The sequence below is a fragment of the Pseudomonas sp. UMAB-08 genome (assembly GCF_900095225.1).
Classification (GTDB): Bacteria; Pseudomonadota; Gammaproteobacteria; order Pseudomonadales; family Pseudomonadaceae; genus Aquipseudomonas.
In genome coordinates this window covers 94,119-114,336 of sequence record NZ_LT607424.1, presented here as the reverse complement: position 1 = coordinate 114,336, position 20,218 = coordinate 94,119, and the positions used below count along the sequence as shown (strand labels likewise).

18 protein-coding genes and 1 pseudogene are annotated in these 20,218 nt (G+C 57.1%); 7 read left to right on the top strand and 12 right to left on the bottom strand.

Annotated elements, in window-relative coordinates:
* Position 1: 1 nt before the first annotated feature.
* Together K0F75_RS18240 and K0F75_RS18235 are read right to left on the bottom strand one after the other, a co-directional pair.
* Positions 2-916 carry a ParB/RepB/Spo0J family partition protein gene (locus K0F75_RS18240; RefSeq protein ID WP_219063362.1) on the bottom strand — a complete coding sequence of 305 codons (915 nt, stop codon included), beginning with the start codon at positions 914-916 and terminating at the stop codon, positions 2-4.
* On the bottom strand, positions 913-2,478 hold the full coding sequence (locus tag K0F75_RS18235; protein WP_219063361.1) for a recombinase family protein: 1,566 nt from the start codon (positions 2,476-2,478) through the stop codon (positions 913-915). Before K0F75_RS18235 ends, K0F75_RS18240 begins: the two co-directional genes overlap by 4 nt.
* Positions 2,479-2,595: 117 nt before the next feature.
* Between K0F75_RS18235 and K0F75_RS18230 the strand changes: the two genes are divergently transcribed.
* Complete coding sequence (locus K0F75_RS18230) at positions 2,596-2,964, top strand: hypothetical protein (RefSeq protein WP_219063360.1); 369 nt, start codon at positions 2,596-2,598, stop codon at positions 2,962-2,964.
* Between the two features lie 295 nt (positions 2,965-3,259).
* On the opposite strand, the gene K0F75_RS18225 is transcribed toward K0F75_RS18230, so the two are convergent.
* Complete coding sequence (locus tag K0F75_RS18225) at positions 3,260-3,511, bottom strand: AbrB/MazE/SpoVT family DNA-binding domain-containing protein (RefSeq protein WP_219063359.1); 252 nt, start codon at positions 3,509-3,511, stop codon at positions 3,260-3,262.
* A 192-nt stretch (positions 3,512-3,703) separates the two neighbouring features.
* Here K0F75_RS18225 and K0F75_RS18220 point away from each other — a divergent pair.
* Positions 3,704-4,666, top strand: a pseudogene (locus K0F75_RS18220) (DEAD/DEAH box helicase); the annotation flags it as partial.
* Positions 4,667-4,941: 275 nt separating this feature from the next.
* Here the strand turns inward: K0F75_RS18220 and K0F75_RS18215 are convergent.
* The 5 genes from K0F75_RS18215 to glyQ all read right to left on the bottom strand — a co-directional run bounded on the left by K0F75_RS18215 (position 4,942) and on the right by glyQ (position 11,155).
* Positions 4,942-6,219: an NRAMP family divalent metal transporter gene (locus K0F75_RS18215; protein WP_219063358.1), complete on the bottom strand. Its 1,278-nt coding sequence runs from the start codon at positions 6,217-6,219 to the stop codon at positions 4,942-4,944.
* Positions 6,220-6,797: 578 nt separating this feature from the next.
* The gene (locus K0F75_RS18210; RefSeq protein WP_219063357.1) at positions 6,798-7,568 is read right to left on the bottom strand and encodes a 1-acyl-sn-glycerol-3-phosphate acyltransferase; all 771 of its coding nucleotides are present in this window, start codon (positions 7,566-7,568) and stop codon (positions 6,798-6,800) included.
* A 31-nt stretch (positions 7,569-7,599) separates the two neighbouring features.
* Positions 7,600-8,160: a D-glycero-beta-D-manno-heptose 1,7-bisphosphate 7-phosphatase gene (gene gmhB / locus K0F75_RS18205; RefSeq protein ID WP_219063356.1), complete on the bottom strand. Its 561-nt coding sequence runs from the start codon at positions 8,158-8,160 to the stop codon at positions 7,600-7,602.
* A complete protein-coding gene (gene glyS, locus K0F75_RS18200) occupies positions 8,157-10,211 on the bottom strand; it encodes a glycine--tRNA ligase subunit beta (RefSeq protein ID WP_219063355.1) in 2,055 nt (684 codons plus the stop codon). Before glyS ends, gmhB begins: the two co-directional genes overlap by 4 nt.
* The gene (gene glyQ, locus K0F75_RS18195) at positions 10,208-11,155 is read right to left on the bottom strand and encodes a glycine--tRNA ligase subunit alpha (RefSeq protein ID WP_219063354.1); all 948 of its coding nucleotides are present in this window, start codon (positions 11,153-11,155) and stop codon (positions 10,208-10,210) included. Before glyQ ends, glyS begins: the two co-directional genes overlap by 4 nt.
* Before the next feature lie 79 nt (positions 11,156-11,234).
* On the opposite strand from glyQ, the gene K0F75_RS18190 reads away from it, so the two are divergent.
* Both K0F75_RS18190 and K0F75_RS18185 read left to right on the top strand, forming a co-directional pair.
* Entirely contained in the window at positions 11,235-11,786 is a 552-nt protein-coding gene (locus tag K0F75_RS18190) for a DNA-3-methyladenine glycosylase I (RefSeq protein WP_219063353.1), read from the top strand.
* 38 nt (positions 11,787-11,824) lie between these two features.
* Positions 11,825-12,712: a lysophospholipid acyltransferase gene (locus tag K0F75_RS18185; protein ID WP_219063352.1), complete on the top strand. Its 888-nt coding sequence runs from the start codon at positions 11,825-11,827 to the stop codon at positions 12,710-12,712.
* A 123-nt stretch (positions 12,713-12,835) separates the two neighbouring features.
* Here K0F75_RS18185 and trkA read toward each other — a convergent pair whose 3' ends face one another.
* The 4 genes from trkA to def form a co-directional block, all read right to left on the bottom strand.
* A complete protein-coding gene (gene trkA, locus K0F75_RS18180) occupies positions 12,836-14,209 on the bottom strand; it encodes a Trk system potassium transporter TrkA (RefSeq protein WP_219063351.1) in 1,374 nt (457 codons plus the stop codon).
* 53 nt (positions 14,210-14,262) lie between these two features.
* The gene (rsmB, locus tag K0F75_RS18175) at positions 14,263-15,588 is read right to left on the bottom strand and encodes a 16S rRNA (cytosine(967)-C(5))-methyltransferase RsmB (RefSeq protein ID WP_219063350.1); all 1,326 of its coding nucleotides are present in this window, start codon (positions 15,586-15,588) and stop codon (positions 14,263-14,265) included.
* Positions 15,585-16,559 (bottom strand): methionyl-tRNA formyltransferase, encoded by a 975-nt coding sequence (gene fmt / locus K0F75_RS18170; RefSeq protein WP_219063349.1) that lies wholly within the window; start codon positions 16,557-16,559, stop codon positions 15,585-15,587. The genes rsmB and fmt overlap by 4 nt, the downstream gene beginning before the upstream one ends.
* A 138-nt stretch (positions 16,560-16,697) precedes the next feature.
* Complete coding sequence (gene def, locus K0F75_RS18165; protein WP_219063348.1) at positions 16,698-17,204, bottom strand: peptide deformylase; 507 nt, start codon at positions 17,202-17,204, stop codon at positions 16,698-16,700.
* Positions 17,205-17,345: 141 nt separating this feature from the next.
* On the opposite strand from def, the gene K0F75_RS18160 reads away from it, so the two are divergent.
* The 3 genes from K0F75_RS18160 to K0F75_RS18150 all read left to right on the top strand — a co-directional run bounded on the left by K0F75_RS18160 (position 17,346) and on the right by K0F75_RS18150 (position 20,214).
* On the top strand, positions 17,346-18,371 hold the full coding sequence (locus K0F75_RS18160) for a LysM peptidoglycan-binding domain-containing protein (RefSeq protein ID WP_219063347.1): 1,026 nt from the start codon (positions 17,346-17,348) through the stop codon (positions 18,369-18,371).
* Positions 18,372-18,493: 122 nt separating this feature from the next.
* Positions 18,494-19,618 (top strand): DNA-processing protein DprA, encoded by a 1,125-nt coding sequence (gene dprA, locus K0F75_RS18155; RefSeq protein WP_219063346.1) that lies wholly within the window; start codon positions 18,494-18,496, stop codon positions 19,616-19,618.
* Positions 19,619-19,656: 38 nt separating this feature from the next.
* The gene (locus K0F75_RS18150; protein ID WP_219063345.1) at positions 19,657-20,214 is read left to right on the top strand and encodes an L-threonylcarbamoyladenylate synthase; all 558 of its coding nucleotides are present in this window, start codon (positions 19,657-19,659) and stop codon (positions 20,212-20,214) included.
* The last annotated feature ends 4 nt before the right edge of the window (positions 20,215-20,218 follow it).

Sequence of the window (20,218 nt, the reverse complement as noted above, 5' to 3'; positions counted from 1 at the left end):
GTTACCCCTCCCCGTGTATACGGTCAGCCAACGACTTAGGCATGTCCTGAATACTTTCGCTGCGAAGCAGCGTACAGAAGTAGTCGTCCGCCAGCAGTCGACGCATGGCGGTTACCATGATCAACAAGCGTTGCTCGTTGATGTCCGCTTTTTTGATCATGACTCGCTGGCGCCTGACTTCGGTTTGGTAAGTATTCAGGAGTTTTTGAGGTGTCGTGGGCTGGTCGTCGGCCAATCGCCGTTGGCCATAACTTTTTCCCAGGAACCGGCGTCTATCGATTAAACGTCTGACTTTAATCAATTGCTCGCCCTTCAAAACACCTGTCTCGTAGGCGTTCACCATGGCTACTTGAACCTCGGTATCACTGGATCTGGCGACCTCGGTCGCTACGCTGAGCGGTAACCAGCCCTTTTCCACAGCGGCGATGAGCCGTTCCTCGCCTTGGCGTAGCAGCATCAGGATAGCGTTTATATAGGTAGGATCTAGGCTAGTCTTCACGCTGATCTGTTTGGTGGTGTAACCGCGTTCGGACAGTATTTGAATGGAGTAGAGTAAGTCCTTGTTCGAATGTTTACGGCGAGCAAGATTTTCTACCAGGCTGATGAGAAACCGGTCGGCTTCACTGGCACTGACGACCACACAAGGAATTTCTCGTTCTCCCAGTGCACAAAAAGCTTCGTACCGGCCTTGCCCGCAGACCAGCTCGAATACTCCAGTGTTTTGGTGCTCATCGCTGGGCGTGACCGTAATCGGCCGCTTCAGGCCCAGGCTTGAAATATTTTCGACCAGCTTGGCAAACACCTGCTTGTTACGCACTCGGGGGTTGAGGATGCGTATTCGATCCAGACTGACCATTTGAATCGTCGTAGCTTCCCCTACATGGTGCGGGCTTCGAGGGTGTTGCGGCATATTCATGCGGCTCTCCCAACGACAGTCCGCCGCGAAAGTTGCGCGAGTGCTTCGAGGCTGTCGTAGCGATAGATTTCCAAATTGGATGCGTTCGACTCGCTCAGTCGTATATTCGGCTGCTGAATATCGAGCGTCGGTAGGATGTAGTAATCGCGGGCGACTTCTTCGCCGGGCTCCATCCTTACGGCAACCGTGATATCCGGTGACAACCCCAGATCGAAGCGGATTTTCCAACGTTTTGCTCCCGAGCCACTGCGCTGACAGCGGCAAAGAACGAGAGAAATCAGCAGCTCCTCATTCATCAGGAGCAGATCACTGGTTGGATCGATGGCGACTCGACCTCCGACTTGTTGAATATGCTCTACCGTCCGAGCCAGCATCAGCGGGTGCATCAGTCGAAGCTGATGGTTGGCTGCGACGTAATCATAGTCACGCGATGGGGTGTAGCCGATGAGAGAGTACGTGCGCAGAAGGCTGCCGAATCGATGTTGATAGGCGGTGCTGGAGGGACAATCGTCAGACTCATTGATGATCAGGCCCGATAAATACCCGGCTTTCTCGTACAGCTTTTTGAGCCTCTCCAGCATTTCGGAGTCGGGCATCCGATAACTTCGAGACTGAATAATTTCTTGTGCTGCGGCGAACAGTACGTGGTCGACTAGGGCTGGAAATGCACCATCGGCGCGTACCCATTGGTCCGGAGGATTATGGACGTGTTCATCTTTGAGCTTGAAAGAGGAGCGGTTCCAGACGTTATTACCAATGTACTTTTCGTTGGTTAATACTTGGTGGACAGTACCCTTGGTCCATGGCCTGGCCAAGTCACTCAGGATCCCGCGATAATTTAACTGCTCCGCAATTTCTGTTTCGGTGTAACCGGCTTCAACGAATCGTTGGTAGATCCAATGAACGGTTGCAACCTCCTCCGCAGGTCCAGGAATAAGCTTAACGCGGTCCGTTTGAATACTTTTGTGTTCGCCAATGGCTAGTTCCGCTCGTGGATTCCCAGCGGCATCCACCAGTTGACGCCTGAGCCCATAGCCTGCGACTCCGCCCTGTCGATACCCCAGTTGGATGAGGCGTGACTGTCCCGCAAACACTTTGACGGATAGCTCACGACTGTATTCTCCGGCCATCATTCGCTTCAGGCTTTTGACAACGTGAGACACGGGAGAGCCGTCATTGGAAAATTGTTCCGCGCAGTATTGAACTGAGACACCTGCCTGTCGGCAACGCACCTCAAAACTGGCGGCTAAATCCGGGTCTTGAAAGCGGCCCCAGCGGCTAACGTCGTACACGAGGATGGTCGAGAAGCTAACTTGGCCGCCTTCAACGTCTCTGAACAGCTGAATAAGCGAATCGCGCCCTTCGAGACGTAAGCCACTTTTTCCGGCATCGGTGTAAATTTTTACTATTTCGAGGGCGTGAGCGGCTGCGTAGAGTTTGATTGTGTCGAGCTGGTTTTCAGTCGAGTACTGCTGATGCTCTGTGGACATGCGGACATAAGCGGCTGCCAAGTGCTGCTCTTGGTTGGTGTCGCCCGATTGGGATTTTTTACGACCGCGCATACGCAATTGCCCCTGCTTGCATCCACACTGGACGTTCGCCGCTGAGGCGTACCCATTCTACTAGCTACTCAAGCGAACGATGTGTCATACCAACCATAGAGGATCAAGGAGGGAAAAATGTTTCCTAAAAAGGGCAATACTTTTCCAAGTCGGCAGGCTTACGCGTCTGGGTTGGCGGCGGCGTTAAAAGAGGAGCTAGGTACAACGCATCAGGCCGTGAAGACACTGATGAAATGGACGGATGCGAATGAGCGCACAGCGAAAAATTGGTTGAGTGGGACATGCGGCCCCAGGGGAGAATATCTTGCCCGTTTGATTCAGCATTCAGACCGGGTGTTGGTGAGCTTCCTGTGTATGTGCTCCCGTGACGAAGTCGCGGTTGCCATTACGCTTTCATCGCTGCGCAATGAGTTGTCGAATGCATTGGAAGCGATTGATCGTTGTTTATTGTCTCACCGCCATGGAAATACCCGGTCGTCCGGCTGACGCACCTTAGGAAAACCAATCGCTCGTTTTGCTCGTCACCAGCGCCCCGCGCTACTATGCAGGTAATAAATGGATGGTTGAAAGAGCCACAGGGCTGCCTGATCAGGACTACGTGGACTAGTGGAAGTCCGCACGGACTTTCAATGGTGATCACGTCGCATGCGTTCGATGCTGTGCGTGTCAATGGTTGTCGAATGGCCTTCAGACTTTTCGACACGAGGCTGATCTATAGCAGTGGCAGGAAGCTATGGCGGTCGCATGTGCGGGGAAGTGGGCAGCCGCTTGCGGTGCCGGATCAGGTACGGTCGTTACGAGCCTTAGCGGCATCGACAATCGCAGCGTTCATCTCCTCGACACTGACCGGCAGCTGTTTTCTGCGGACCAATCCTTTGAGTTCGTTCGAGTGGCCTGTTTGGATCGAGAGGACAAATCGCCCGTTACCCGTATCGGTGAATTCAATGACGTCACCAGGATTCAAGCCTAGCGAACGTCGTACGGCGCTTGGTATCGTGATTCGACCCTTTGAACTAAGCAAGGCGGTTGGCATGTGCTTGTCCCAGTGCAATTATTGGCATGCTCGCCGCGATCAGTATCCTCGACGGCTCGGATCGGATCTCATTCAATCGACGTCTTTCAATCGTTGTGCCTCTGCTGAAGATAGCACTAGGCGCTTGAGTTTTAAACGGCCCGCTAGCTCTGCGCTCTACCGCTAGCGGTTGACTGCGCCAAGCGTATTTGAGTGCTTTATGGGACTGAGCTGCTACGGCAATGGCAAGAGCGTTTGCAGGCATTTTTAAGTGTCGGTAATGAAGTCGTGGGCACTATCGGTGGTGGAAAGGCAAAACCTACAGGTGTCATCGATATCACTGTAATGCAGTCTCTATCGCGAAAAGGTGAGGTCAGCGATACGGTGAAAAACTACGGCTAGATCATCGTAGATGAGTGCCATCACGTGTCCGCGGTTTCGTTCGAGGGGTTACTGAGGAGCGCATCCGCGCGATATGTGGTGGGACTTACAGCAACTCCGGTGCGGCGTGATGGGCAGCAACCTATCATCTTTATGCAATGCGGACCGATCCGGCACTCTGCTGCTCGACCGGCAAGTGCCCCTCATGATTTGTCTGTAGTACCTCGATTACATTCCAAGCCTATTGTCGTCCCCGACGACTCAGGAATTCAGGACGTGTTTCGATGCCTGGCTGACGATATCGAGCGCACAGCCAAAATTGTCTCCGAGGTTGAGCTAACCTTTAGCCAAGGTAGGAAGATTTTGGTGCTGACTGAGCGTACTGAACATGTGGATGCTCTTGAGGCTGAATTGAAGGGGCGCGTGCATAACCTTTTTACACTTCATGGGCGTGTGCTAAAAAAGCAGCGAATCTCCCGGATTCACGAGCTTGACTCACTGCCGCCTGATTCTCCACGCGTCCTCGTTGCAACTGGGAAGCTAGTTGATGAAGGCTTCGATCATCCAGCATTGGACACATTGGTGTTGGCAATGCCTATCTCTTGGAAAGGAATTCTTCAGCAATACGCAGGCCGATTGCATCGAGCGCATGCCGATAAGGCCGACGTGCGAGTGATCGACTTCGTTGACGCGGGTAATGTCGCGTTGATGAGGATGTGGGATAAGCGGCAGGCGGGGTACAAAGCGATGGGGTACCGAATGGCTGACTCTCTAGCCACTATGGACTTGCTCTAGCAGCACAGTCGGTCCCTTTGGATTTCGATTTTGGATGCAGCCAGCAAGCTCCTTCATACGGTGAGGATGCTGGTTCCGGAAACGACATTTAATATGGTCAAATAACCGCAGTACGACACTTATCGTGGCTCAAATGCGACATTTATGGTGCCCATGTTCCACGTGGAACCCTGATTTTACCTAGGGTAGCCATGACACTTAATATGCCCATCGACAAGGCCACTCTGCTGATAAAAAAGCCAACGCTTAGCGTTGGCTTTTTTTATAACGAAAATTTAACCAGGGATGAACATCCCAATGGCTGCCGCTCCCATGACTGCCGTCGCTATCCAGCCAAGGACGAGCAGAGGTCGACTTGCTGTAAAGGCGCCCATTACAGATTTCTTCGAAACCAGAATGATGATGACAACCATCAGGGGCACGGCGACCAGACCGTTGATGACAGCGCTCCAGAACAGCGCTTTCATTGGACTGATTGGCGAATACTGGATGCCGAGTCCGGCAAGTACGCTGACGGAGATGATGGCGTAGAACCCACGCGCATCATTCACTTTTCGTTCGAGGCCTTTCCTCCAGCCCATTGCTTCGGAAAGAGCATAGGCTCCAGAGCCGGCCAACACAGGCACGCCGATCATGCCCACACCAAGAATGCCGAGAGCGAAGAGCATGTAGGCAAAGTCACCGGCGAGCGGTCGCAGAGCACTTGCTGCTTGTGCTGCCGTGTTGATATCGGTAACGCCAGACACGTGGAGCGTTACGGCGGTCGCAAGAATGATGAAGTAGGCCGTGACGTTGGAGTAGAGCATGCCGCTCCAGGTGTCCCACTGGATGCGCCGGAGCTCCGGTCCGGCGGAAGGTGCATCGCACAGGAGTGGCTTGCTGCTTGGGTGCGCTTCCATGTCTTCGATTTCTTCTGAGGCTTGCCAGAAAAAAAGGTATGGACTAATGGTCGTGCCGAAAACCCCGACGACCATGGCGGCGGTGCTTGAGTCCAGGGTTATTTTTGGCCAGAAAGTGTGTGTTGCGACCTGTCCCCAGGGAACATGAACCGTAAACAATACGGCGGCGTAGGCCAGTAGTGAGACCGTCAGCCACTTCAGGATGAAGACGTAACGGTGATAAGGGATGAACAGCTGCAACAGGATAGTCGCTGACACAAAAAAAGCGGTCATGAGATGCCGGTTGATGCCAGAGACCAACTCTGCAACCTCCCCCATGGCAGCGACATCTGCGGCAATATTCAGGGTGTTGGCCACGAGCAGTAGACACAAAACGCACGGAAGCACGATCGGCGGGAACGCATCCTTGATATTGGCAGCGAGTCCTTTCCCTGTGACTCGGCCGATGTTCGCGCACATCGATTGAATGGCGGCCATCAAAGGATAGGCCAGTGGCATCGTCCATAGCATATCAAGGCCAAATTGCGCGCCAGCCTGGGAGTACGTAGCAATACCACTCGGGTCGTCGTCCGCCACACCGGTAATGAGCCCGGGCCCGATTCGCGACAGCGGGTGCTCCTTCAGCCGCTCCCAAAGAGCCCGAAAGGTGCGCATTAGTCGCACTACTTACTCAATGCCTCTGTCGTAAAAATAATTACTCGGTTGGTGATAACGATCAAAAAATGAACGGCATGAAGATCTCAAGATAAAAATCAGGAAAATCCACGCCAGTTCACCTAACGTACTCATATCCCTTCCCTCTGCAACCCAAGGTAAAACGCGGTTATCCGGTTCCAGCGGTCTCTGCGCCCGAGATGAGCGGCTGAAAAACCGCACTATTTTTGATGTTATTGGCTGAACTCAAAGAAACCATACACTAAGCAATGGGCTTGTCAAATTACCGCCAACAACAAAAATAGCAGCAGAATAAAGTCAATTGTTTGACTGTCTGTAAAAAATAAACAGATGCTTTTTGAACAGCCATTACTTCACCCCAACGGGGATAGCCTGAGTCAGGCGCGATGTAATCGACCATAAAAAAGCCGGCCTCATGGGCCGGCTTCGTCACAATCCTGAAAACTTATGCACTTTTTTTGCTCATTAATCAGCTTAAGAAATAAGTATATAAATTAACGAGTTGGCGCGATTTATTTAAAGAATCGAAAAAATGGTGCACAGGTTATCCACAGATCCTAAACAACCGCATTTTCTTCGCTCGGTGCTGGTGCAACCACTGAGCCCATGGCGCGTTGCGTTGCTTCATTCCAGGCCGCGACCCGGTCATTAAGCGCTGCAATGGCGCGTGGGCCTGTGCCCTCGGCGTACATCGGTTCGCCAATAACTAACTCAATGGTGCCCGGCTTTTTCGCCCAACCTTCTTTTGGCCAGTACTTGCCTGCGTTGTGCGCAATGGGCAGAACCGGCAGGTTTGCATTCACGGCCAACGCTGTGCCGCCTCGGGAGAATTTGCCAATCTGCCCAAAAGGAACGCGCGTACCTTCCGGGAAGATTAACACCCAGACGCCATCCTTGAGCAGTTCATGGCCTCTTTTGGCGACATGCTTGAGTGCTGCTTTGGGATTGTCACGGTTGATCGCAATCGGCCGAAGCATCGCCATCGCCCAACCGAAGAACGGGACGTACAACAGCTCACGCTTGAGCACCTGGCTCAAAGGTTCGAAGTGCGCCGAGAGGAAGAAGGTTTCCCAGGTGCTCTGGTGATTGGACAGAATCACACAAGGCTCTAGCGGGATATTTTCCTGACCTTTTACTTCGACATGAATGTTCAAGAACACCCGCGTCAGCCACAACGCACAGCGGCACCAGTACACGTTGATAAAACGGTAGCGGGCGCGGAAAGGTAAAAACGGGGCGACAAAGAAACTCAGTGTGCACCACAGAAGAGAAGTGGTGCACAACAGCAGGTAAAAGAAGAAGGTTCTGATTGCCTGCATGATCGACATAGGAGCTTTTACCGTTGCGGGCGATGCCCGTCTATTTACAAGTGTGGATAAGTTCTGCGGCAACCGCCGCCAGATCGTCAAAAACCAGAGTGCCTGCGGGCAAAGGGTTACCCATTGTTTTGAGACCTTTGCCGGTCTTTACCAAAACTGGCTGAGAGTCGACGGCCAGCGCCGCCTCCAAGTCACCCTTACTATCGCCAACAAACCAGATGCCCGCCAGATCTACCGCGTAATGATCGGCAATCGTTTTGAGCATGCCCGGTTTTGGTTTGCGGCAATCGCAGCCTTCATCCGGGCCGTGTGGACAAAAAACGATCAGGCCGACTTCACCACCCTGCTCTGCCACCAGATCGCGCAAGCGCGCATGCATGGCTTCGAGTGTGGCGACATCGTAAAACCCGCGGGCAATGCCGGACTGGTTAGTGGCGACGGCCACCGTCCAGCCGGCCTTGCTCAGGCGTGCAATAGCCTCGACCGAGCCCGGGAGGGGAATCCACTCCTCCACCGACTTGATGTAAGCGTCGGAGTCATGATTGATCACCCCGTCCCGGTCCAGAATCAGCAGCTTCAAGCCTTGCCCCTTCAACGTCATCCCAGCAGCGAAATGTCGGCAACGCCCAGGAACAGGCCGCGTAAGCGAGCCAGCAAGGCATAGCGGTTGGCACGTACGCTGGCATCTTCAGCATTGACCATCACGGCTTCGAAGAACGCATCGACTGGCTCGCGCAACGCAGCCAAACGTGCCAGTGCTTCACTGTACTGACGCGTTGCGGCCATCGGTTGCACCGCTTGGTCCGCTTGCTGAATCGCCGAGTACAACGAAAACTCGTGCGCGTTATCGAAGTATTTAGGTTCGACGGTGCTGGCGATGTTGCCCTGCGCTTTGCTCAACAGGTTCGACACACGCTTGTTCACTGCAGCCAAGGCAGAAGCTTCCGGCAGTTTGCGGAAGGCCTGAACCGCTTGAACCCGCTGATCGAAATCAAGGGCTGAAGCCGGTTGCAGCGCCCGTACCGACAGATACGTAGCGACTTCGACACCTTCATCTTCGTAACGCGCACGCAGGCGGTCGAAGATGAACTCCAGCACTTGTTCGGCCAGGCCGGCAGGTTTGATCTTCGCACCGAACTGAGCCACGGCGAAGGCTACGGTCTGCACCAGATCGAGGTCCAGCTTCTTGTCGATCAGGATCCGCAGCACGCCCAACGCAGCGCGGCGCAGTGCATACGGGTCTTTGCTGCCGGTGGGCAACATGCCGATACCGAAGATGCCGACCAGCGTGTCGAGCTTGTCGGCCATGGCGACGGCCGCACCGGTCAGGGTGGTTGGCAGTTCGGCGCCAGCACCACGAGGCATGTATTGCTCGTTCAGTGCCAGTGCGACGTCTTCAGGCTCGCCGTCGGCCAGGGCGTAGTAATAACCGGCAACACCCTGCATTTCCGGGAATTCGCCGACCATTTCGGTCGCCAGATCGCACTTGGACAGCAGGCCTGCACGCGCGGCACGCTTGGCATCGCCACCAATGCGTGGGGCAATGAAGGCGGCCAGTTTTGATACGCGCTCGGCTTTATCGAAAACACTGCCCAACTGGGCCTGGAACACTACGTTTTGCAGGCGCAGGTTGAAGGTTTCCAGCTTCTGCTTCTTGTCTTGCTTGAAGAAGAACTCGGCGTCGGTCAACCGTGGACGAACCACTTTTTCGTTGCCGGAAATGATTTGCGCCGGGTCTTTGCTCTCGATGTTGGCCACGGTGATGAAGCGTGGCAGCAACTTACCGTCGGCATCCAGCAGGCAGAAATACTTCTGGTTGTCCTGCATGGTAATGATCAGCGCTTCTTGCGGCACGTCGAGGAAGCGTTCTTCGAACGAGCACACCAGCGGCACAGGCCATTCGACCAGCGCGGTGACTTCATCGAGCAGGCTTGGCGGCACAATCGCGGTGCCTTCCTGCAGCGTTGCCAGCTCGTCGACGCGCTTGCTGATCAGTTCGCGACGTTCGGCGAAGTCAGCCAATACGTGGGCGCCACGCAGGTCTTGCAGGTAGTTGGCAGGCGAGGTGATGCGCACGCTTTCCGGGTGATGGAAGCGGTGACCACGGGAGTCACGGCCTGCGGTCTGAGCGAGGATGGTGCAATCGACCACCTGATCGCCAAACAGCATGACCAGCCATTGGGTTGGACGCACGAATTCTTCTTTGCGCGCACCCCAGCGCATGCGCTTGGGGATCGGCAGATCGTTCAGGGAGTCTTCAACGATGGTTGGCAGCAGGCTCATCGTCGGCTTGCCGACGATGTTCTGACTGAATCGCAACTTCGGCCCGCTCTGATCGATCTCGCTCAGCTCTACGCCGCACTTCTTGGCGAAGCCCAGCGCGGCTTGAGTCGGATTGCCTTCAGCATCGAATGCCGCCTGGCGTGGCGGACCGTCGAGGTTGACGCTGCGATCTGCTTGTTGCGTCGCCAGTTGAGTGATCAGCACGGCCAGGCGGCGCGGCGCGGCGTAGACCTGCTTGGCGCTGTAGCTGAGACCCGCGGCCTGCAAGCCTTTTTCGATGCCCGCGAGGAACGCGTCACCCAGGGCGCCAAGGGCTTTGGGTGGCAGTTCTTCGGTGCCCAATTCAACCAGGAAATCTTGAGCACTCATTGTGCAGCCTCCAGCTTAGCCAACACTTCATCACGTAAATCGGGGGGTGCCATCGGGAAGCCAAGCTTGGCTCGGGCTTGCAGATAGCTCTGCGCTACCGAACGGGCCAACGTCCGTACCCGCAGGATGTACTGCTGACGCGCGGTGACCGAAATCGCCCGACGTGCATCCAGCAGGTTGAAGGTGTGCGAGGCCTTGAGGACCATTTCGTAGCTTGGCAATGGCAACTGGAGCTCAATCAGGCGACTGGCTTCGCTCTCATAGAAATCAAACAGCTCAAACAGTTTTTCAACGTTGGCGTGTTCGAAATTGTAAGTCGATTGCTCCACCTCGTTCTGGTGGAACACATCGCCGTAGGTCACTTTGCCGAACGGGCCGTCGGTCCAGACCAGGTCATAGACCGAATCCACGCCTTGCAGGTACATGGCCAGGCGTTCCAGGCCGTAGGTGATTTCACCGGTCACCGGGTAGCACTCAATGCCGCCTGCTTGCTGGAAGTAGGTGAACTGGGTGACTTCCATGCCGTTCAGCCAGACTTCCCATCCCAGACCCCAGGCGCCAAGCGTTGGCGACTCCCAGTTGTCTTCGACGAAACGAATGTCATGCACGAGCGGATCAAGGCCAACGTGCTTGAGGGAGCCGAGGTACAGCTCCTGGAAGTTGTCCGGGTTAGGCTTCAATACCACCTGGAATTGGTAGTAATGCTGCAAGCGGTTCGGGTTTTCGCCGTAGCGGCCATCAGTCGGGCGTCGGCTGGGCTGCACATAAGCGGCGTTCCAGGTTTCCGGGCCGATGGCGCGCAGAAACGTAGCGGTATGGAATGTGCCGGCGCCGACTTCCATATCGTAGGGCTGAAGCACCACACAACCTTGCTCGGCCCAGTATTGTTGAAGGGCGAGGATCAAGTCTTGGAAGGTACGCACGGCTGGCGTAGGCTGGCTCACGAAATTCACCTGTGCTGGGGCTGCGATTTAAAGAGCGGGAGTATACCCGATTCGGCCGCACCTCCACCCTTGGAGCCTTATGCCACGCTGCTTTTGGTGCAACGAAGATCCGCTGTACATCGCTTATCACGATCAAGAGTGGGGCGTGCCGTTGCGCGATGCGCAGAAACTCTTCGAGTTGTTATTGCTCGAAGGGTTCCAGGCCGGCCTGTCCTGGATCACGATTTTAAAGAAACGCGCGCGCTATCGTGAAGTCTTGTTCGGCTTCGATGTGCAGCGCGTGGCGCAGATGAGCGACGCTGAAATCGAAGCGCTGATGCTCGACGCCGGCATCATTCGTAACCGCCTCAAACTCAATGCCGCACGGCGTAATGCCCAGGCCTGGCAGGCCCTGGAAGACCCGGTGGAATGGCTTTGGTCGTTTGTGGGCGGGCAGCCAAAAATCAATCATTTCGAGGGTCGCAGCCAGGTCCCGGCTGTCACTCCTGAGGCTGAAGCGATGAGCAAAGCCCTGAAAAAAGCAGGCTTCACGTTCGTCGGACCCACGATTTGCTACGCCTTCATGCAGGCCGCAGGCATGGTCATGGATCACACCCTTGAGTGTGATCGATACGCCGTCTTGAGCCGCTGATGGTTACAATAGCGACCTTGCGAATTCGGGAGTGATCTGTGGATAAGTTCAAAGGCGCCCTTTTGGTCGGGCTTTTGCGGCTATTTGCCCTGTTGCCATGGCGAGTGGTGCAGTGGGTCGGTACGTCCATCGGCTGGCTGATGTGGAAACTGCCCAACCGCTCGCGCGAAATAGCGCGCATCAACCTGTCTAAATGTTTCCCTGAACTGGACGCTGCCGAACGCGAGCGCCTGGTGGGCCGCAGCCTGATGGACATCGGCAAGACGTTCACCGAAAGCGCCTGTGCCTGGATCTGGCCCGCCCAGAAATCAATCGATCTGGTGCGTGAAGTCGAAGGGCTTGAAGTGCTGGAAGCCGCGCTGGCTTCGGGCAAGGGCGTGGTTGGCATCACCAGCCACTTGGGCAACTGGGAAGTGCTTAACCACTTCTATTGCAGCCAGTGCAAACCGATCATTTTTTACCGGCCGCCGAAACTCAAGGCGGTGGACGATCTGCTGCGCAAGCAGCGTGTGCAACTGGGCAATCGCGTGGCGGCCTCTACCAAAGAAGGCATCCTCAGCGTTATCAAGGAAGTGCGCAAAGGCGGCTCAGTGGGTATTCCGGCCGATCCCGAGCCCGCTGAGTCTGCAGGTCTGTTCGTGCCCTTCTGCGCGACCCAGGCGTTGACCAGCAAGTTCGTGCCCAACATGTTGGCCGGAGGCAAGGCAGTGGGCGTTTTCCTGCATGCGATCCGCCTGACCGATGGTTCCGGTTACAAGGTGATCCTCGAAGCGGCACCCGAGGCGATGTACAGCACCGACACGCAAACGTCGGCGGCGGCCATGAGTCAGGTTGTCGAGAAGTACGTGCGGGCTTATCCGAGCCAATACATGTGGACGATGAAGCGTTTCAAAAAGCGTCCACCGGGCGAAAAGCGCTGGTATTGAAGGCTGTCAGCTGTGGATAACTGCTGCAATTGAAGTTATCCACAGCCGGGGTGAGCCTGTTTTCAGTGATTCGATCATGGGAGTGTCCCGTACCGGTCCCCTCCAATTGATCGGTACCGCTGATTAAAAAAAGCTCAAGCCAACCTGGAACAGCCGCTCTACGTCGCGGATATATTTTTTATCCACAAGGAACAGAATCACATGGTCGCCGGACTTGATCACCGTGATGTCGTGGGCGATCAGTACTTCTTCGGCGCGAATGATTGCGCCGATGGTGGTCCCTGGCGGCAGTGTGATGTCACGGATGGCGCGACCGATGACCTTGCTCGACCTGGCATCACCATGGGCGACGGCTTCAATGGCTTCGGCTGCCCCACGACGCAATGAATGCACGCTGACTATGTCGCCACGGCGAACGTGAGTCAGCAAGGTGCCGATGGTCGCCAGTTGCGGGCTGATCGCGATATCGATCTCGCCGCCCTGCACCAGATCCACATACGCCGGGTTGTTGATGATGGTCATCACTTTGCGTGCGCCGAGGCGTTTGGCCAACAGCGAGGACATGATATTGGCCTCGTCATCGTTGGTCAGCGCCAGGAACAGATCGACTTCGGCGATGTTTTCTTCCAGCAGTAAATCCCGGTCCGACGCGCTGCCCAGCAGGACCACGGTGTTGTCCAGGGTTTCCGAAAGGTAACGGCAGCGGGCCGGGTTCATCTCGATGATTTTGACCTGATAGCGACTTTCGATGGCTTCGGCCAGCCGTTCACCAATATGCCCGCCGCCCGCGATGACGATGCGTTTGTAGCTTTCATCCAGGCGGCGCATCTCGCTCATGACGGCGCGGATGTTTGCTTTGGCCGCGATGAAGAACACCTCGTCATCCACTTCAATGACGGTGTCGCCTTGGGGGGCTATCGGCCGGTCACGGCGGAAAATTGCAGCAACCCGGGTATCGACGTTAGGCATGTGTTCGCGCAACTGACGCAGCTGTTGGCCGACCAGCGGCCCGCCGTAGTAGGCCTTGACCGCCACCAGCTGGGCCTTGCCGCCAGCAAAGTCGATCACTTGCAGCGCGCCGGGGTATTCGATCAAGCGCTTGATGTAGTTGGTCACCACCTGTTCCGGACTGATCAGCACGTCCACGGGGATCGCGTCGTTATTGAACAGACCGGCGCGGGTCAGGTAGGCCGCTTCACGCACGCGGGCGATTTTGGTCGGGGTCTTGAACAGGGTGTAAGCGACCTGACAGGCGAGCATGTTGGTCTCGTCGCTGTTGGTCACCGCCACCAACATATCGGCATCATCCGCGCCGGCCTGGCGCAGCACCGTAGGGAACGAACCGCGGCCCTGAACGGTACGGATATCAAGGCGATCACCCAGATCGCGCAAGCGATCGGCATCGGTGTCGACCACGGTGATGTCATTCGCTTCACCGGCCAAATGTTCAGCCAGCGTACCGCCGACCTGTCCTGCGCCGAGGATGATGATTTTCATCGTTCACTCCTTGAAACGAGTTAGCGCGGCAAGCGCGCTCCTACAATGCGGATTTAGCCGTGTGCGGCGGCGATCTTGATCAGCTTGGCATAGTAGAAGCCATCGTGGCCGCCTTCCTGGGCGAGCAACTGGCGACCGTGCGGTTGTTTCAGGCCGGGCGGCTGTTGCCCGAGCTGACCGGCGATGTCCAGTTCGCGCGCGCCGGGTGTGCGAGCCAGGAATGCCTCGATCACTTCGGTGTTTTCCATCGGCAGCGTCGAGCAGGTGGCGTACAGCAGGATGCCGCCGACTTCCAGCGTCGGCCACAGTGCGTCGAGCAATTCGCCCTGGAGCGTGGCGAGCGCGGGAATGTCGTCAGCCTGACGCGTGAGCTTGATATCCGGGTGGCGACGGATCACGCCCGTGGCCGAACACGGCGCATCGAGCAGGATGCGTTGGAACTGTTTACGGTCCCACCATTGGCCAGTGTCACGGGCATCGGCAGCGATCAGCTCGGCGTTCAGGCCCAGGCGGTCCAGGTTTTCCCGAACGCGGACCAGGCGTTTGGCCTCCAGATCCACCGCGACCACGCCCGCGAGCAATGGCTGTACTTCCAGCAGATGGCAGGTTTTGCCGCCAGGGGCGCAGCATGCGTCGAGTACGCGTTGGCCGGGGACCAATTCCAGTAGGTCGGCAGCCAATTGCGCGGCTTCGTCCTGCACGCTGATCCAGCCTTCGGCGAAACCGGGCAGGTTGCGGACATCACACGGTTCGTTCAACACAATACCGTCCTGGCTGAAGACACAGGCGCGGGCTTCGATCCCGACATTTTGCAGCATCTGCAGGTACGTATCGCGGCCGTGGTGACGGCGATTGACCCGCAGGATCATCGGCGGATGGGCATTGTTGGCCGCGCAGATCGCTTCCCACTGCTCTGGCCAATACGCCTTCAACGCCTTTTGCAGCCAGCGTGGGTGCGCAGTGCGGACCACGGGGTCATGTTCCAGCTCGGCCAGGAGTGCTTCGCTTTCCCGTTGGGCGCGACGCAGTACGGCATTCAGCAGCGCCTTGGCCCAAGGCTTTTTCAGCTTGTCGGCGCACCCGACTGTTTCGCCGATGGCGGCGTGGGCCGGGATGCGCGTGTAGAGCAACTGATAGAGGCCGACCAACAACAATGCCTCGACATCGGCATCGACGCTTTTGAAGGGCTTTTGCAGGAGTTTTGCCGCCAGTGCGGACAGCCGTGGCTGCCAACGAGCGGTGCCGAAGGCCAGGTCTTGAGTCAAACCGCGATCACGGGCCTCGACTTTGTCCAGCTGGGTGGGCAGCGAACTGTTCAGCGAGGCTTTGCCGTTGAGGACGGCGGCCAATGCTTTGGCGGCAGCGAGACGCGGGTTCATTGGCCGTGCACCGTCTGCTCGGGCGCAATGACACCCAGCACCGTGCCGACAGCGAATTTCTCACGACGGCTGTTGAACAGGTCCGCGAAGTTCAGCGCTTTGCCCCCCGGCAATTGTAGGCGCGTCAGGCGCAAGGCCTGTTGGCCACAGGCGACAATCAAGCCGTCCTTGCTGGCGCCGAGGATTTCACCCGGTGCGCCCTGCCCGTCGTCGAGACTGGCTGCCAGCACTTTCAGGGCTTCGCCATTGAGCGTGCTGTGGCAGATCGGCCAAGGATTGAACGCACGCACCAGACGTTCCAGCTCAATAGCCGGACGGCTCCAGTCGACGCGCGCTTCGTCTTTGTTCAGCTTGTGAGCGTAGGTCGCCAGGGTGTCGTCCTGGACTTCACCCTGCAACGTGCCATCGGCCAGCCCGGCGATGGCTTGAATCACCGCGGGTGGGCCGAGCTCGGCGAGCCGGTCATGCAGGCTGCCACCGGTGTCTTCGGCAGTGATCGGGGTCGTGACTTTAAGCAGCATTGGCCCGGTGTCCAGGCCTGCTTCCATGCGCATTACGGTCACGCCGCTCTCGGCGTCGCCAGCTTCTATCGCACGCTGAATCGGTGCGGCACCGCGCCAGCGTGGCAGCAGCGAAGCGTGACTGTTGATACAGCCCAGGCGTGGAATGTCGAGCACCACTTGCGGCAGGATCAGGCCGTAGGCGACCACCACCAGCACGTCGGGCTTGAGCGCGGCCAGTTCAGCTTGAGCGCCAGCATCACGCAGGGTTGGCGGTTGCAATACAGCGATACCGTGTTGTTCAGCCAGCTGTTTGACCGGGCTCGGCATCAGCTTTTGCCCACGGCCAGCCGGGCGATCAGGCTGGGTGTAGACCGCAATCACTTGATGGGGGCTGGCGAGCAAAGCCTTGAGGTGTTCGGCGGCAAATTCCGGGGTGCCGGCGAAGACGATGCGCAGTGGCTCAGTCATGGGCTTCTCGATAAAGGAAATACACAGACGTGTAGGAGCGGGCTTGCCCGCGAAGGCCGCAACCCGGTGTGGCTGATGGACCGCGTTGCCTGGTTCGCAGACAAGTCAGCGCCTACAGATTGAAGGATTTGAGTGGTGTCAGGCGTTCTGCTTGTGCAGCTTTTCCAGCTTCTTCTTGATCCTGTCGCGCTTGAGGGTGGACAGGTAATCGACGAACAATTTACCGTTCAGGTGATCGCACTCATGCTGGACACACACCGCCAGCAAACCCTCTGCGATCAGCTCGTAGGGCTGACCGTCCCGGTCCAGAGCCCTGATTTTGACTTTCTGTGGGCGGTCGACGTTTTCATAGAAGCCTGGCACTGAGAGGCAGCCTTCTTGATACTGCTCCACCTCGTCGGTCAGGATGTCGAACTCGGGGTTGATGAACACCCGTGGATCGCTACGATCTTCGCTGAGGTCCATGACCACGACACGCTTGTGTACGTTGACCTGAGTCGCGGCCAAACCAATACCTGGCGCTTCGTACATGGTTTCAAACATGTCGTCGACCAACTGGCGAATGCCGTCGTCTACCACTGCCACAGGTTTGGCGATGGTGCGCAGGCGCGAATCGGGAAATTCGAGGATGTTTAAAATAGCCATATACGTTAGAGCTGCACTTGTAGGGTAAAGTCCAAAATCAGCTGCCAGGTTTCGTCGGTTAGAGCTGGCAACCTTGCAAAACCTGAGCCTCCGGGGCTCTTAGTGTTTCACGCGAAGCCACATGATAAAGGGATTCACCGCATGAGGAAATCACTACTCGCCCTGCTGTTGTTGGCCTCTACCGGCCTTTGTCAGGCGCAAGTGCAGCTCAGGGAAGGACATCCACAGAATTACACCGTCGTCCAAGGTGACACGCTTTGGGACATTTCCGGCAAATTTCTGCGCGAGCCATGGAAGTGGAAGGAAATCTGGAAGGCCAATCCGCAGATCGCCAACCCTGACCTGATCTATCCGGGCGACTTATTGTCCCTGGTGTATGTCGATGGCCAGCCGCAGATGGTGCTCAACCGTGGCGCTTCACGTGGCACCATCAAGCTGTCGCCCCGGATTCGTACCACGCCGATGGCCGAAGCGATCCCAAGCATTCCGCTGGCCGCGATCAATAGTTTTCTGCTCAACAACCGCATCATCGATGACCCCGCCGACTTCCAGAAAGCCCCGTACATTGTCGCCGGTAACGCTGAACGCGTGCTCAGCGGCATGGGTGACCGGATCTACGCGCGTGGAAAATTAGACCCTGAGCACACCGTCTATAACATTTTCCGTCAGGGCAAAACCTACACGGACCCGTTGACCGGGCAGTTTCTCGGGATTAACGCCGATGACATCGGTGGCGGTGAAATCGTTGCCCATGAAGGCGATGTCGCGACCCTGGTGTTGCAGCGTTCGACCCAGGAAGTGCGCCTTGGCGACCGGCTATTCATCAGCGAAGAGCGGCCGATCAACTCGACGTTCATGCCCAGCTCGCCTCAAACCGAGGTTAACGGCCTGATCATCGATGTGCCGCGCGGAGTGACCCAGATCGGTGAGCTCGATGTGGTGACGCTGGATCGGGGCAAAAGCGATGGGCTGGCCGAAGGCAATGTGCTGGCCATCTACAAGACCGGCGAAGTTGTCCGTGATCGGGTGACGGGTGAGCAAGTGAAGGTCCCGGATGAGCGCGCGGGATTGGTGATGGTTTTTCGCACTTATGAAAAGCTCAGCTATGGTTTGGTACTCAATGCCACGCGTTCTTTAGCGGTCATGGACAAGGTGCGGAACCCGTAAAGCTATGTGTCGAAATAGGGTCATGTTTGTCCACCGGGCATGAACTTATCAAATAGTTACTAACAGAGTTATCCACAGGTTGTCCGGGCTGTTAACGGGGCGCTACAGATCAAGGAAGATCTATGCCGCTGTTCGATACTGCTGCTTCCTCACCTGCCGAACTTGAAGCGCGCCTACGCGTGCATCGTCTGCCGGAGGTGGGGCCCAAACGCTTTCATAAGCTAATCAATGCCTTTGGTTCGGCCTCGGCCGCACTCAGCGCTCCTGCCAGCGCCTGGCGTGCCTTGGGCTTGCCAAGCGCCAGCGCCGAAGCCCGGCGCAGCCCGGAAGTCCGCGATGGCGCCAGTGTCGCTTTGGCCTGGCTTGAGCGTCCCGGCCAGCATTTACTGATGTGGGACGACCCCACCTACCCTGCACTGCTGGCTGAAATTGCCGATGCACCGCCATTGCTGTTTGTGGCCGGTGACCCGAGCATTCTTGAGCGTCCGCAGCTGGGAATGGTCGGCAGTCGACGCGCTTCGAAGCCTGGACTGGACACGGCCACAGCCTTCGCCCGAAGCTTGGCGGGCGCTGGTTTTGTCATCACCAGCGGCCTCGCATTGGGCATCGATGGCGCCGCGCATCAAGGTGCTTTGGACGTTGGCGGGCAGACAATTGGCGTCTTGGGCACGGGCATCGAAAATTTTTATCCACAGCGCCATCGTCAGCTGGCAGCGACCATGAGTGCCCAGGGCAGTGCCGTGGTTTCCGAGTTCCCTCTGGACGCCGGGCCGCAGGCGAGCAACTTCCCGCGACGCAATCGAATCATCAGTGGATTGTCACTGGGTGTGTTGGTGGTCGAGGCCAGCGTCGCCAGCGGTTCGTTGATCACGGCACGCCTGGCGGCAGAACAGGGCCGCGAGGTGTACGCGATTCCAGGCTCTATTCATCACCCCGGCGCCCGCGGGTGTCACCAACTGATTCGTGACGGTGCGGTGCTGGTCGAAACCGTCGAACACATTCTTGAAGCCCTGCGTGGCTGGCAGAACATTGCCAGCCCTGCGGCCGCCTTTGTCGCGCCCTTGCCGACAACAACCGCTGCCAGCCATCCCCTGCTTGATTTGTTACATGCAGCGCCCCACACCAGCGAAGGGTTGGCACTGTCCAGCGGCTGGCCGTTGCCAAAAGTATTGGCTGCATTGACTGAGCTCGAGCTGGAGGGGCGCATCAGCAGTGAGGCAGGACGATGGTTTGGCCGTGCGCGCTGAGGTTAAACTGCCCGTAGCGTTTACCCGGAGAGAGAACAATGGTCAGCAGTTGGCGTGTGCAGCAAGCCGCACGAGAAATTCGAGCCGGTGCGGTAATTGCCTACCCGACCGAGGCGGTATGGGGGCTGGGCTGCGATCCATGGAATGAAGAGGCGGTGTATCGGTTGCTGGCAATCAAATCCCGTCCTGTGGACAAAGGCCTGATTCTGGTGGCCGACAACATCCGCCAGTTCGACTTCCTCATGGAGGACTTCCCTGAAATCTGGATCGACCGTATGGCCAGCACTTGGCCAGGTCCCAATACCTGGCTGGTGCCGCATCAGAACCTGCTGCCCGAGTGGATCACTGGTATTCACGACACGGTGGCATTGCGCGTCAGCGATCACCCGCAGGTGCGTGAACTCTGTTCGCTGGTTGGACCGTTGATCTCGACGTCCGCCAACCCGCTCGGGCGCCCGGCTGCCCGGACGCGTATTCGGGTTGAGCAGTATTTTCGCGGGGACATCGACTGGGTGCTCGGCGGCCTGCTGGGCGGGCGCAAGCACCCCAGTCTGATCCGTGACCTGGTGACCGGCGAGACCGTTCGCCCAGGCTAGGGTT

Coding starts and splice junctions, on each gene's coding strand:
- K0F75_RS18240 (WP_219063362.1), bottom strand. CDS start 916: ATGAATATGCCGCAACACCCTCGAAGCCCGCACCATGTAGGGGAAGCT.
- K0F75_RS18235 (WP_219063361.1), bottom strand. CDS start 2,478: ATGCGCGGTCGTAAAAAATCCCAATCGGGCGACACCAACCAAGAGCAG.
- K0F75_RS18230 (WP_219063360.1), top strand. CDS start 2,596: ATGTTTCCTAAAAAGGGCAATACTTTTCCAAGTCGGCAGGCTTACGCG.
- K0F75_RS18225 (WP_219063359.1), bottom strand. CDS start 3,511: ATGCCAACCGCCTTGCTTAGTTCAAAGGGTCGAATCACGATACCAAGC.
- K0F75_RS18215 (WP_219063358.1), bottom strand. CDS start 6,219: ATGCGCACCTTTCGGGCTCTTTGGGAGCGGCTGAAGGAGCACCCGCTG.
- K0F75_RS18210 (WP_219063357.1), bottom strand. CDS start 7,568: ATGTCGATCATGCAGGCAATCAGAACCTTCTTCTTTTACCTGCTGTTG.
- gmhB (WP_219063356.1), bottom strand. CDS start 8,160: ATGACGTTGAAGGGGCAAGGCTTGAAGCTGCTGATTCTGGACCGGGAC.
- glyS (WP_219063355.1), bottom strand. CDS start 10,211: ATGAGTGCTCAAGATTTCCTGGTTGAATTGGGCACCGAAGAACTGCCA.
- K0F75_RS18190 (WP_219063353.1), top strand. CDS start 11,235: ATGCCACGCTGCTTTTGGTGCAACGAAGATCCGCTGTACATCGCTTAT.
- trkA (WP_219063351.1), bottom strand. CDS start 14,209: ATGAAAATCATCATCCTCGGCGCAGGACAGGTCGGCGGTACGCTGGCT.
- rsmB (WP_219063350.1), bottom strand. CDS start 15,588: ATGAACCCGCGTCTCGCTGCCGCCAAAGCATTGGCCGCCGTCCTCAAC.
- fmt (WP_219063349.1), bottom strand. CDS start 16,559: ATGACTGAGCCACTGCGCATCGTCTTCGCCGGCACCCCGGAATTTGCC.
- def (WP_219063348.1), bottom strand. CDS start 17,204: ATGGCTATTTTAAACATCCTCGAATTTCCCGATTCGCGCCTGCGCACC.
- K0F75_RS18160 (WP_219063347.1), top strand. CDS start 17,346: ATGAGGAAATCACTACTCGCCCTGCTGTTGTTGGCCTCTACCGGCCTT.
- dprA (WP_219063346.1), top strand. CDS start 18,494: ATGCCGCTGTTCGATACTGCTGCTTCCTCACCTGCCGAACTTGAAGCG.
- K0F75_RS18150 (WP_219063345.1), top strand. CDS start 19,657: ATGGTCAGCAGTTGGCGTGTGCAGCAAGCCGCACGAGAAATTCGAGCC.